At 72.5% G+C, this 12581-nt stretch carries 10 protein-coding genes and 1 pseudogene; 6 read left to right on the top strand and 5 right to left on the bottom strand.

What is annotated here, in order from left to right:
* The first annotated feature begins 135 nt into the window (after positions 1-135).
* Together phoU and ACH4TG_RS35940 are read left to right on the top strand one after the other, a co-directional pair.
* Positions 136-816: a phosphate signaling complex protein PhoU gene (phoU, locus tag ACH4TG_RS35945; protein ID WP_398246872.1), complete on the top strand. Its 681-nt coding sequence runs from the start codon at positions 136-138 to the stop codon at positions 814-816.
* A 400-nt stretch (positions 817-1216) separates the two neighbouring features.
* Positions 1217-1579 carry a cupin domain-containing protein gene (locus ACH4TG_RS35940; protein ID WP_398246871.1) on the top strand — a complete coding sequence of 121 codons (363 nt, stop codon included), beginning with the start codon at positions 1217-1219 and terminating at the stop codon, positions 1577-1579.
* 128 nt (positions 1580-1707) lie between these two features.
* Here ACH4TG_RS35940 and ACH4TG_RS35935 read toward each other — a convergent pair whose 3' ends face one another.
* Positions 1708-3312 (bottom strand): alkaline phosphatase family protein, encoded by a 1605-nt coding sequence (locus tag ACH4TG_RS35935; RefSeq protein WP_398246870.1) that lies wholly within the window; start codon positions 3310-3312, stop codon positions 1708-1710.
* 152 nt (positions 3313-3464) lie between these two features.
* Between ACH4TG_RS35935 and ACH4TG_RS35930 the strand changes: the two genes are divergently transcribed.
* Both ACH4TG_RS35930 and ACH4TG_RS35925 read left to right on the top strand, forming a co-directional pair.
* Entirely contained in the window at positions 3465-4070 is a 606-nt protein-coding gene (locus ACH4TG_RS35930; RefSeq protein ID WP_398246869.1) for a hypothetical protein, read from the top strand.
* Positions 4071-4090: 20 nt separating this feature from the next.
* On the top strand, positions 4091-4813 hold the full coding sequence (locus ACH4TG_RS35925) for an SMI1/KNR4 family protein (RefSeq protein ID WP_398246868.1): 723 nt from the start codon (positions 4091-4093) through the stop codon (positions 4811-4813).
* Between the two features lie 202 nt (positions 4814-5015).
* Here the strand turns inward: ACH4TG_RS35925 and ACH4TG_RS35920 are convergent, their stop codons facing one another.
* Positions 5016-5774 carry a phosphoglyceromutase gene (locus ACH4TG_RS35920; protein WP_398246867.1) on the bottom strand — a complete coding sequence of 253 codons (759 nt, stop codon included), beginning with the start codon at positions 5772-5774 and terminating at the stop codon, positions 5016-5018.
* A gap of 91 nt (positions 5775-5865) precedes the next feature.
* Here ACH4TG_RS35920 and ACH4TG_RS35915 point away from each other — a divergent pair, with 91 nt between their 5' ends.
* Complete coding sequence (locus tag ACH4TG_RS35915) at positions 5866-7263, top strand: MDR family MFS transporter (RefSeq protein WP_398246866.1); 1398 nt, start codon at positions 5866-5868, stop codon at positions 7261-7263.
* A 42-nt stretch (positions 7264-7305) separates the two neighbouring features.
* Here the strand turns inward: ACH4TG_RS35915 and ACH4TG_RS35910 are convergent, their stop codons facing one another.
* From ACH4TG_RS35910 to mshA, 3 genes and pseudogenes are all read right to left on the bottom strand, one after another.
* Entirely contained in the window at positions 7306-9033 is a 1728-nt protein-coding gene (locus tag ACH4TG_RS35910) for a glycosyl hydrolase family 28-related protein (RefSeq protein ID WP_398246865.1), read from the bottom strand.
* A 220-nt stretch (positions 9034-9253) separates the two neighbouring features.
* Positions 9254-9721: pseudogene (locus ACH4TG_RS35905) on the bottom strand (YbjN domain-containing protein); the annotation flags it as partial.
* Positions 9722-9914: 193 nt separating this feature from the next.
* A complete protein-coding gene (mshA, locus tag ACH4TG_RS35900; RefSeq protein ID WP_398246864.1) occupies positions 9915-11252 on the bottom strand; it encodes a D-inositol-3-phosphate glycosyltransferase in 1338 nt (445 codons plus the stop codon).
* 336 nt (positions 11253-11588) lie between these two features.
* Here mshA and ACH4TG_RS35895 point away from each other — a divergent pair, with 336 nt between their 5' ends.
* Positions 11589-12389, top strand: a complete 801-nt coding sequence (locus tag ACH4TG_RS35895) for a class I SAM-dependent methyltransferase (protein ID WP_398246863.1) — start codon at positions 11589-11591, stop codon at positions 12387-12389.
* The last annotated feature ends 192 nt before the right edge of the window (positions 12390-12581 follow it).

The raw sequence follows: 12581 nt of genomic DNA, 5'->3' as shown, positions 1-12581 counted from the left end.
GGATGTACGTTGCCAAGAGTTCACCTTCATGTGGGTGGTGGTTCACTCCGGGTGCGCGACCGGTACGCGAACACCCGCCAGCGTGACAGCGTGGCCGTGTGCCATCGAAGTCTCTGTTCAGACGGAAGGAAAGCGATGCGCGACGCATACCACGAGGAGCTCGACTCGATCGGTGACGGCCTGGTCGAGATGGCGCGGCTCGTCGGCTCGGCGATCGGCCGGGCCACCACGGCGCTGCTCGACGCGGACCTCAACGTGGCCGAGAGCGTGATCGCCGCGGACGAGAAGGTCGACGACCTCCAGCGCGAGCTGGAGAACCGGGCGATCACGCTGCTCGCCCGCCAGCAGCCGGTGGCCACCGACCTGCGGATCGTCGTGACGTCCCTGCGGATGTCCGCGGACCTGGAGCGGTCCGGCGACCTGGCCCGGCACGTCGCCAAGCTGGCCCGCCTGCGCTTCCCCGTGTCCGCCGTCCCCCGCGACCTGCACAGCACCATCCTGGAGATGGGCCAGCTCGCGCAGCGCCTGATGGCCAAGGCGGCCGAGGTCATCGTCACCAAGGACATCGACGACGCCCTGCAGCTGGAGGCGGACGACGACCGCATGGACGAGCTGCACCGCACCCTCTTCCAGCACCTGCTGGACGACCGCTGGAAGCACGGCATCGAGACCGCCGTCGACGTCACCCTGGTCGGCCGCTACTACGAGCGCTTCGCCGACCACGCGGTGTCGGTGGCCAAGCGCGTGGTGTACCTGGTGACCGGCGAGCACGCCGACGAGCTGTCGCCGGCGCCCACGCCGGTCGAGGGGGCGTAGCACCGGCGGGGTAAACGTGGGGGGATGCGGCGCTCGAAGTGCGCGCGACGGGGCGGGCTGCCCCTGTGCGCCGTTGATGCGCCGTATCGCCCCCGGCTTCACTGGGGGAAGGCAAGCCTGAGGAGGGTGTAACTCATGCCGGAATCCCCCACGCCCCAGCCCGTACGCGACCAGTCCACGCCTGACGCCGCCCCGCTGCGGATCCCGCTCCCCCTGGCCGCCGCATGCGGCTGCGGATCGGGCTGTGGCTGCGGCTGCCAGTCCGGCGGCCCCTGCCAGTGCAGCGGCTGCACTCACTGACCCACGCGCGACCTGACCCCCGCGCGACCCGGATGCGCCCGTTCCCGGACAGCGGGACCATGGAAGGAAGTGCTGACGCTCGATCCGGGAGCGTGTCCTCATGTCCGGCATGATCCGCAAGAGTCTCGACAAGCCCGATGAAGTCCGGCCGTTCGAAGCGAGCACCGGCCAGCTGGAACTCGTCACCCTCGACACCGGCCCCGTGGGCCGCGCGACGTTCGCACCCGGGTGGCGATGGACCTCGCACGTCAAGCCGATCGCGGGAACCGACAGCTGCCAGGCCGCGCACCTCTGCTACTTCGTCTCCGGCCGTATGAAGGTCGTCATGGACGACGGCGAGGAGGCCGAGTTCGGGCCCGGTGACGTCGCCGTCATCCCGGCCGGCCACGACGCCTGGACCCTCGGCGACGACGACTGCGTCGTCATCGACTGGCAGGGCTTCGCCGACTACGCCAAGCGGTAGCCCCCGCGGCCGGGGGCCGGCGCCTGCGGGCGCGGACCCCGCCCAGGAAGCACCGACGCCCCCTTCCCACGGTTCAGACCGCAGGTCGGGGGCCGGGTGCCGTGGCGCCGGGCTACGGGCTCGCCCGGTTACGGGGTGGGGAGGGTGGAGGCGTTGACGCCGACGTCGACGGTCTGCCAGCCGACGCTGCCGTCGGGGCCCTCCGCCTTGATCCGGTAGAAGCCGGGGCGGGTGAAGGTCGTGGTGAAGGACGCCCAGCCGGCGGTGAGGTCCACGGTGCTGGGGAAGTTCGCGGGTACGGCCACGCCCTTGGGCGGGACGATCGTCAGGTTGACGGTCCCGCCGGCGGAGGCGTCGAGGGTGAGCCCGCTGCCGTTCGCCTCCAGGTAGAAGGTGGCCGGCGCGTTCTGCTTGGGGATCGGGGCGTGGGAGGTGTCCTTGCCGCCCCGGAACGCCAGCGTGTCCGCCGGCGCCACCGGCATCCGCGGCGCGGGCAGCGGCGCCTGGTGGAAGTCGAAGGCGTCGCTCAGGTTGTTCTGCTGGGCGTTCAGGCTGTTCAGCGGCGGCAGCCCCCACTGGTTCTGCATGAACGACAGGATCGACATGTTCGTCGTCTCCTGGTGGAAGACGCCCGGGCGCACGTACGGGGAGACGATCATCGTGGGCGTGCGCTCCCCGTAGCCGTACGGGTGGACCACCCGCGGGGAGACGTGGTCCCAGAAGCCGCCGCCCTCGTCATAGGTGACGAAGACCGCCGTGGAGTCCCAGTAGGGGCTCTTGGCCACCGCGTCGACGATCTGCCCGATCCAGGCGTCGGGGTTGCCGAGGTCCTCCTCGGGTTCGCCGCTGTAGTCGACGCCGGGGCGCAGGAAGGAGAAGTCGGGCAGGCTGCCCGCGGAGACGTCGGTGAAGAACTGGTCCGCGGTGGACAGGTCCGCCAGGTCCGGCGGAACGATCTTCTCCCAGATGGTGCCGGTCAGATGGGACCGGGGCACGCCGTAGTACACCTTGCCGGTGCGGCCGTGGTCCGCGAGCTCGTCGAAGATCGAGTTCCAGGGCTTGGTGTCGTCCGGGTTGAGGTTGTTGTACATCCAGCCGTGCGCGTCGGCGTTCAGCGCGTACATCACGTTGGGCTGGGTCGGCGCGATCGCGGGCTGGAAGTTGCGGTCCTCCAGCGCGTAGGTGCCGGCGAGGTACTGCTGGTTCGGGGTGAACTGCGGCCCGAACTCGGTGATGGACGCCATGCCGTTGTTCGGGACCATCGTGTAGTGGTCCATGAGGTAGCCCTGGTGGGGCGCGTAGTCCATGGACATCTGCACGGCGGCGCGGCTGTTGTCGATCCCGGCATAGACGTCGCCCTCGTTGGGCGAGGCCCACACCGGGCTGACGTCGGGGGCGGAGTCGTACGTGGCCTTCGGGTTCTGCAGCGTGGTGCCGGCCGGAATCCCGTCGGCGCCGGGGAAGTTGCCGAAGAGGTTGTCGAACGAGTGGTTCTCCAGCATGACTTCGACGACGTGCTTGATCGGCGAGGCGGAGTTGTGCGCGGTGGGCGGGGGCGGGCTTTGCGGCGTGGCCGCGGACGTGGCCTGAGGCGTGGCCGGGGACGTGCTTTGAGGCGTGGCCTGGGGCGTGGACGTCGGCTCGGCGGACGCGATCTGCGTCGTCAGGCCGACGAGCGCGGCGATCGTCCCGGCGGCCACCATGAGCCGCGTGCGCATGACAGGTCGGTGCATCCACATTCTCCCTGGAATCTCGCGGTTCGGGCTCGCGCCCTGGACGGGGACCGGTTCACGCTCGTCCTTCCCTGAGAACGGGAGTGATCATTCAGCCAGCGGCAATGTGAAGGCTCGGCGGATGGGGCGGGGTTGGGACTAGGGTTCGGGGCATGGCGAAGGTCCACCCGGGCGCAACGCTCACCCCGCACTTCCGCGACTTCCTGCCCGGCTGGGTCGCCCGGCAGGAGTGGTACGCCGGGAGCGGCGTGCCGTCGCTGGCTCCGGTCGGCTACTTCCGGTTCGAGGACCCGGCGGGCGAGGTCGGCATGGAGACGCATCTCCTGTCGGACGGATCGGCCCTCTACCAGATCCCGTTGACATATCGCGGCGCCCCGCTCCGGGACGCCGTGCCGGGCGCCGCCGACCCGCTCGTCGCCACAACCGAGCACAGCGCGCTCGGCACCCGCTGGATCTACGACGGCCTGGCCGATCCGGTCTGGCGTGACCAGCTCCTGGACCTGGTCCGCACCGGCGGCCTCTCCGACCCGAGCAGCAAGCGCGGCGTCGGCCCCGCCGAAGCCCGCGGCCACCAACTCGTGCCCGGGGAATCGGCCTTGACCGCCGCCCGCATCGACCTCAAGCGCATCGTCACCGCCGGCACCCCCGCCGAGGACCCGTCCGCCCTCGGCATCGTCACCGGCACCTGGCACCCGGCCGGCCCCACCAACCCCCCGGCCCACGGCCTCCTCGCCGTCCTCCACCCGTCGAACCCCTGAGCCCCGCGAACCCGCCGCCCATGACAGCCGGTTTCGACGTGGCAACCGCCCTGAGCGGCGGGGTCCCCACCCCTGTCCACGCCTGGGACTTCGTGCACCGCTTCACCGACGAGTGGGTCGGCGCGCCCCTGCACGACCAGGACGGCTTCACCGAGGCCGAGTTGGACGACGTGGAGTCTCATCTGGGTTTCGAACTCCCGCTGGTGCTGCGCCAGGGCTACGCGCTGTTCGGGCGCCGCGACGACCTCACCCGAAGGCAGGACCCGTTGGTTCCCCCGCCCTGCCTGAACGTGGACGACGGTCTCGACGGCCTCCTCGTCTTCCGCCGCGAGAATCAGGACTGCGCGCGATGGGGAATCCGCCTCGACCAGATCGAACAGGCCGACCCGCCTGTGTGGGTGGAGTCCGACCGCGGATGGATCCCGTTCCTGGACCGCATGTCCCTGGCCTGGGTGGAGTTGGTGCTCAGTGAGACCCTGCTGAGCCCGGGACCGCACTACGACGCCTGCGAGTTGCCCGAGGCTCTTCTGCCTCGCCTCCACGACCGCTACGCGCCCGTCCCCCTGCCCGACCATCCGATGTGGGCCGGTGCGGACAACTCCCCGCTGCGCTGGTACTCCGCGCCCGGCCTGCTGATCCGGCGCGACGGCGACCTCGACCTCGCCTGGCTGCACGCCCGCGGCCGGACCGCACACGACCTCCGCACGATCCGGGCGGATCTGCCGACCGCCTGGGGCAACTGAGCCCAGTGGGTGTGAGCGAGGTGTACGCCACGCTGGTGTGCGACGAGGTGTCCCGTGACGTGGCCCATGACGGGCCGTCGTCGGGAGTGACGGTCACCGTCCCGTTGTTCGTGCCACCAGCGACCCGGGCCGGCCCCGGATGTACGCGTGCCCCCGTCCCGCGGAAGAACCCGCAGGTCGAGGGCATGGCGGAGCAGAAAGACTACTTCTTGCCCTGGTTCTTGACGGCTTCGATGGCGGCCGCGGCGGCGGCGGGGTCGAGGTAGCGGCCGCCGGGGGTGACGGGGCGGAAGGAGGCGTCGAGGTCGTAGGCCAGGGGGATGCCGGTGGGGATGTTCAGGCCGGCGATGTCGGCGTCGGAGATGCCGTCGAGGTGCTTGACCAGGGCCCGCAGCGAGTTGCCGTGGGCGGCGACCAGGACGGTCTTGCCGTCGATCAGGTCGGGCACGATGCCGTCGTACCAGTACGGGAGCATCCGCTGGACGACGTCCTTGAGGCACTCGGTGCGCGGGCGCAGCTCCGGCGGGATCGAGGCGTAGCGCGCGTCGCCGTCCTGGGAGTACTCGCTGCCGGGCTCGATCGGCGGCGGCGGCACGTCGTAGGAGCGGCGCCACAGCATGAACTGCTCCTCGCCGAACTCGGCGAGGGTCTGCGCCTTGTCCTTGCCCTGCAGCGCGCCGTAGTGGCGCTCGTTGAGACGCCAGGTGCGGTGCACCGGGATCCAGTGCCGGTCGGCCGCCTCCAGCGCGAGCTGCGCCGTGCGGATCGCCCGCTTCTGGAGCGAGGTGTGCACCACATCGGGGAGCAGGCCGGCGTCCGTGAGCAGCTCGCCGCCCCGGACCGCCTCCTTCTCGCCCTTGTCGTTCAGGTTCACGTCCACCCAGCCGGTGAACAGGTTCTTCGCGTTCCACTCACTCTCGCCGTGGCGGAGCAGGATCAGCTTGTACGCAGCAGCAGCCATGAAGCTGAGCCTAATCGAAATACCTTGGCGTTCCCCGCCGGGCCTATGTAAGCTGCGCGAGCAGCTTGCGGTTGTTACAGGGAGGGTCACGGTGGGGGCGGCGTCACGCGCGGTACGGGAGACGGTCGGCGGGCTTCCCCGCCAGTTCTGGTGGCTGTGGACCAGCACCCTGATCAACCGCCTCGGCGGCTTCGTGGTGACCTTCCTCGCCCTGTACCTCACGGTGCAGCGCGGATACTCGGCCTCGTACGCGGGCCTGGTCGCCGCCCTGTACGGGCTCGGCGGCGCGGGCGGCGCGGTCCTCGGCGGGGTGCTCGCCGACCGGCTGGGCCGGCGCTCCACCCTCCTCGTCGCGCAGCTCGGCTCGGCGCTCGCCACGGCCGTGCTCGGCCTGGTCACCCAGCCGCTGGCCATCGCCGGTGTCGCCACCGTGCTGGGCCTGGCCAGCAACGCCTCCCGGCCCGCCCTGCAGGCGATGATCGCGGACCTGGTCCCGGCCAAGGACCGGGTGCGGGCGTTCTCCCTCAACTACTGGGCGATCAACATCGGCTTCGGCGTCTCGGCGGCCGCCGCCGGCTTCATCGCCTCCGCGGGCTACCTCTGGCTGTTCCTCGGCGACGCCTTCACCACCGTGCTGTGCGCGGTCGTGGTCTTCGCCAAGGCCAAGGAGACGCTGCAGCCGGCAGTGACCGCCGTCACGGAGGCGACCACCGCGACGGGCCCGGCCGCCGGCGAGGCCGGGGACGCCCCCGCCGCGCCGCGTGCCATCCGCCTGGTCGACGTCGTGCGCGACCAGCGCTTCATGGGCGTGGTCGGCCTGACCTTCCTCCTGGGCAGCGTCATGCAGCAGGGCAGCTCCACCCTCGCCGTCGACATGGGTGCGCACGGCCTGTCCGCGCGGCAGTTCGGCCTGGTCGCGGCGATCAACGGCCTGGTGATCGTGGTCCTGCAGATCCCGCTGACCCGGATGCTGCGCAGCCGCCCGACCGCGGGGCTGCTGGCCGCCGGATCGCTGCTGCTGTCCTGGGGGTTCGGGCTGACGGTGTTCGCCGGCACGGTCGGGCTGTACGCGCTGACGGTCGTGGTGTGGACGCTCGGCGAGATCGTGCACGCGCCCGCGTCGATGTCGGTGGTCGCGGACCTGGCACCGGCCACCGCCCGCGGCCGCTACCAGGGGATGTACACCCTGTCCTGGTCCGCGGCGGCGTTCGCGGGCCCGCTGGCCGGCGGCCTGGTCTACGACCACCTCGGGCGGGACGCGGTCTGGGCGTGCTGCGCCCTGGTCGGCACGGTCGCCGCCGCCGGCTACTACGCCCTGCTGCGGGTCCGCCCCGTCCCGGCCGCGGCCCTCATGGGTGCCGGAGCCGGAGCCGAAGCCAACACCGGAGCCGACACCGCAGCCGAAGCCGACATCGCGGCCGGCGCCGGCCGGACGGCGGACGCGACGGCCGCACCGGACGATGCCCGGCAGGAGCCCGCCATCGGCTGACGGCCCCGCGCCGCCCGTCCTGGCGGCACCACACGCCACGCGTCAGAGCAGCAACTCCCTCTGCGCCTCGTACAGGTTGACCGGCGCGACGCCCGGCGTCCCGTACGCCTCCAGCCGCGAGTGCAGCGGCCCGGTGAAGTCCGGCACGTCGATCTGGCCGAACGGCCGGACCGTGGAGAGGGCGAACGTCGCGCTGTACGGCGCGACGTCGTCGATCTTGACGCAGCCGGCGCGGCCGTTGGTCACCGTGACGTTCCAGTGGGTGAAGCGGGCGCCGTACAGCGGGCCGGCGCTCGCGTCGCCGCCGTGGGAGCCGTCGTTGGAGACGGTGATGTCGGTGCGCACGTTGGCGAACGGCAGGCCGCGGTGGGTGTCGAACGTGCCCATCTCCATGGCGCCGCGGGACCAGACGTTGTACGAGGACAGGCCCTCGACGTTGATGCCGTGCAGCTGGGTGCCGGACGGCGCGGGAACGGTCCGCTGGTCGATGCGGAAGTCCTCGAAGAGGTTGTCGTGCGCGCCCTCGCGGCAGGCGTACGGGTGGTGGCTGCCGCGGCCCGAGACGCGGGTGCGGCGGAACGTGGTGGCCTTGGCCGCGACCATCAGGAACCCGTTGTCGACGTCGATCGCGTGCACGTCGTCCACCCAGCAGTCCCACGTGCACTGGGCGACCAGGCCGTTGTAGCCCTTGTCGAGCAGGTGCGGGGACTGCGGGGTCGGCGTCATCTGGATGGTCAGGCCCTCCACACCGGAGTTGACCAGCGGCGGGACGCAGGTGGTGATCCGCGGCTGCCACAGCAGGCGGGTGTCCAGCGGCAGCGGCCGGTCGAACGTCACCTGCCGCCCGTGCACCGCGGTGATCCGCGCCGGCCACTCGTACGGCACGTACGACAGGAGCTTGGTCTTGTCCTGCCAGTAGTACGAGGCCGCGCCCTCGACGTCGCCCGCCATGTGGTCGAGCAGGCCGTGCGCGGGGTCGTCGGCGTACTGCAGGAGCACCCGGTCACCGGGCCGCAGCCGCTGCGCGTCGTCCACCGTGACGCTCCGACCGCCCTGCGCCGACTCGGCGGTGACGTGGGCAAGCACCTCGAACTCGTCGCGCTTGTTGCCGGTCCAGCCCTCGAAGGGCCAGTCCTTCGCGCGGATCGCGTCGGTCAGGGTGCGGTAGCGGTCGGCCGGGCACATCCACACCAGACCGCCGGCCCACGACCAGGACGACTTGTCGCCGCCGTACCGGCTGCCGTAGACGCCGATCAGCTCGGTGAGCGACTTCGTCGCGTACAGCGTGGTCTCGCCGCTGCCGGCGCCGCGCAGCGTGGTGTTGCTCCAGCCGAGCTGGATCACGTCGTCGATCCGGTAGGTGCCCGGAGGCACCAGGACGGTGCCGCCGCCGGCCTCGCCGACCTCGCGCAGGGCCCGGTTGATCGCGGGCGCGGAGTCGGCGGAGCCGTCGGGGACGGCGCCGTAGTGCAGCACGTTGGCCCGCACCGGGCGCCGCGGGAAGTGCCGGGCGCCGCCGTCGAACCCGGCCTGCGCGACGTACGGGATCTGCGGGTGGGTGTACGGGGTGGCCCGGAACTCCGCCCACAGGCCGGTGGGTTGAGTGCCGGCCTCGGCCCCTCCCCCGGCACCCGAAGCCGTTCCCGGGGGCCCGGCCGCCGGCTGCGCCGCGGCCGCGGTCGTGACCGCACCGCCGAACGCGGTGGCGGCCGCGGCCGCCGAGGCCACCTGGATGCTCGCGGTCAGCAGTCGTCTGCGACTGATCGCCATGATCTCTCGCCTCTCGTCCTTCACGTATCTGAACTTCATTCAGATGTGCGACGGGCATGAGAGTGCCACGCGCCACAGACGCACGGAAGGGGCCGTGCACGGACAGAAAGCGGCAGAAAGCAGCAAGAAGCAGCAGGAAGGGGGGAGTTCCGAGGTGCGCGGTCGAGCGGGAGAGGCCGCGCGAGGCGGCGCGGAGGCGCCGGGCCGCGGGCGCCGATCGCTACTCGGCGAGGTCCTGAGTCAGATGCGTGAACGCGTCCAGGTTGCGGGTGGACTCACCGCGGGACACCCGCCAGGCGTACTCGCGGCGGATCGAGGACGCGAAGCCCAGCTCCAGCAGGACGTTGAAGGAGCCGTCGGCGTTCTCCGCGACCGCGCCGAGCAGCCGGTCGACCTCCTCGGCGGTCGCCGCGGACACCGGCAGCCGGCCGTTGAGGTAGACGTCGCCGAGCCGGTCGACCGCGTAAGCCACCCCGTACAGGCGCAGGTTGCGCTCCAGCAGCCAGCGGTAGAACGCCTCGTGGTTCTCGTCGGGGTGGCGCACCACGAAGGCGTTCAGCGACAGGGTGTGCCGGCCGACGATGAGCTGGCAGGTCGTCGACAGCTTGCGGGTGCCGGGGAGTTGGGTCACATAGGTGCCGGGCTGCGGTGACTCCCACTCCAGCCCGGCCTCGACGAGCGCCTGCTCGACGGCCTTGCAGGCGCGGGCCGACGGGTCGGCGGTGTCGGCGGTGTCGGCGGTGTCGGCGGTGTCGGCGGTGTCGGCGGCAGCGTCTGCCGATGTGTGGGGGCCGGCGGCGGCGTCGCCCGCGGGCCGGCCGGCGGACGCCGCGGACGGCTCGCCTGCGGACGCGTCAGCGGGGCCGCCGGCCCCCGGGTGCTCAGCCATGGACCGATCGTAGGTGACGGCGGTGCTCGTACTGCGCCGCCGCGTAGACCTCGGCGGTGTCGGCGGCGGCGGTGTCCCAGCCGAAGCCGCGGGCATGCCGGGCCGCGGCCTCGCCCAGGGAATCGCCCAGGTGCGGGTGGTCGACGAAGCGGCGCAGCACCGCCGCGTAGTCGTGCGGGTCGTGGCCGGGCACCAGGAAGCCGGTCCGCTCGTCGCGGACGGCGACCGGCAGCCCGCCGACGGCCGCCGCGACCACCGGGGTGCCGCACGCCTGCGCCTCGATGGCGACCAGCCCGAACGACTCGCTGTACGACGGCATGACCAGCACGGTCGCCGCCCGGTACCAGTCGGCCAACTGCTCCTGGTCCACCGGCGGGTGGAAGCGCACCACGTCGCACACGCCGAGCCGGGCGGCCAGCTTGTGCAGCGCCTCCGGCTTGGCCAGGCCCGAGCCGGACGGGCCGCCGACCACCGGCACGATCAGCCGGTCGCGCAGCGTCGGGTCCTCGTCCAGCAGCACGGCCACCGCCCTGACCAGCACGTCCGGGGCCTTCAGCGGCTGTATCCGGCCGGCGAACAGCGGGATCACCGCGTCCTGCGGCAGGCCCAGCCGGGCGCGGGCGGCGGCCCGGCCGCCCGCCGGGCGGAAGCGGTCGAGGTTGACGCCAGGGTGCACCACGGCGACCTTGCCGGGGGCGGCGTCGTAGTGCCGGACCAGCTCGCCGGCCTCCTCGTCGGTGTTGGCGATCAGCCGGTCCGCGGCACGCACGACCTGGGTCTCGCCGATCACCCGGGCGGTCGGCTCGGGGCAGTCGTCCTCGGCCAGCGCGGCGTTCTTCACCTTGGCCATGGTGTGCATGGCGTGCACCAGCGGGACGCCCCAGCGCTCGGCGGCGAGCCAGCCGACGTGGCCGGACAGCCAGTAGTGCGAGTGCACCAGGTCGTAGTGGCCGGGGCGGTTGCCGGCCCAGGCCTGCATCACGCCGTGGGTGAAGGCGCACAGCTGGGCGGGCAGCTCCTCCTTGGCCAGGCCCTCGTAGGGGCCGGCGTCGACATGGCGGACCAGGACGCCGGGAGCCAGTTCCACCGCCGGCTCCAGGGCGCCGCTGGTGGCGCGGGTGAAGATCTCGACCTCGACGTCGCGCTGGGCCAGGCGCTTGGCCAGCTCGACGATGTACACGTTCATGCCGCCCGCGTCGCCGGTGCCGGGCTGGTGCAGCGGGGAGGTGTGCACGCTCAGCATCGCCACGCGGCGCACCCGCCGGCCGACCGACCACCGTTTGTGGGGGCCGGCGCGCAGTGCGCTGAGGCGGGACGTGTAGTGGGTCACCCTACGTTCCTTCCGGCAGCCGTACCCCCGTCGTCAACCCCCCTCAACACCGGAATCGGCGATTCCATTTCCCCCTTTGCCGAACGGTTACCTCACCCCTGCGTTTCGCCCGCAACGGGCGAGGTCAGCCCCGAGGGGCGCGGGAAACGGCGCGACCGGCCCTCCGCCGGCCGGTGGCCCGGGACGGACCGGGCTGCCCCTCCCGGACGGTGACGACCTGCGGCCCGCAGCGGGGCTGGTCGCGCAGTTCCCCGCGCCCCTCGGGGCTGACCTCGCGCGTACTGGGCGCAGCCCTTGCCCGGATGAGGCGGCCGCTCGGGCCGCTACGCTGCGGGGATGAGCGGCAAGCGGGCGGAAGGCGTGGTGACCAGGGGCACCACCAATCCGAACCGGCTGCGCCGGATGGACCGCTGGATCGCCGCCACCTACGCCGCGCAACTGCGCCGCTCCCCCGACCCCGTCGCCGTGGACCTCGGCTACGGCGCCGCGCCCTGGACCGCCGTCGAACTCCTCGACCGCCTGCGGCGGGTCCGGCCCGACGTGCGCGTGGTCGGCGTCGAGATCGAGCCCGCGCGGGTCGCCGCCGCCCGGCCGTACGCCCGCGACGGCCTGGTCTTCGTCCACGGCGGCTTCGAGGTGCCGCTGCCCGGCGACGCGCGCCCGCTGCTGATCCGCGCCGCGAACGTCCTGCGGCAGTACGACGAGTCCGAGGTCCGCGCCGTGTGGGCCCGGCTGTGCGCGAGGCTCGCGCCCGGCGGCCTGCTGGTCGAGGGCACCTGCGACGAGATCGGCCGCCGGCACGTCTGGGTGGCGCTGGGCCCCGAGGGCCCGCGCACGGTCACCTTCGCGACCCGCCTCGGCTCCCTCGGCAGGCCCTCCGACCTGGCCGAGCGGCTCCCGAAGGCGCTGATCCACCGGAACGTCCCCGGCGAGCCGGTGCACGCCTTCCTCACCGCGTTCGACCGCGCGTGGGCGGCCGCCGCGCCGCTGTCCGCGCTCGGCGCCCGGCAGCGCTGGATCCGGGCGGTACGGGACCTGCGGGACGCGGGCTGGCCGGTGCTGCACGGCCCGGCGCGCTGGCGGCAGGGCGAGGTCACCCTCGCCTGGGAAGCGGTGGCCCCGCGCGCGAACCCGTAAGAGGGCCGATTCGGCGGCACGGTTGTGGCCGAACGGCGTGACGTTGGTCATGTGCGGATCAGCACATCCACGGTGAAATCACCCGCTGGCCACTGCATATGACGCTGACGGTTTACTTCCGGCCCTCCCGTCACGTCGTCTCCAGCCACTAGGGTCGCCTGATGTTCCTCGGAGGAGGGAAGGGAGTCGCTT

Source organism: Streptomyces sp. NPDC020917 (genome assembly GCF_044333795.1).
GTDB lineage: Bacteria > Actinomycetota > Actinomycetes > Streptomycetales > Streptomycetaceae > Actinacidiphila.
Note: the sequence above shows the minus strand (reverse complement) of the source record. Positions and strands in the feature narration are given on the sequence as shown.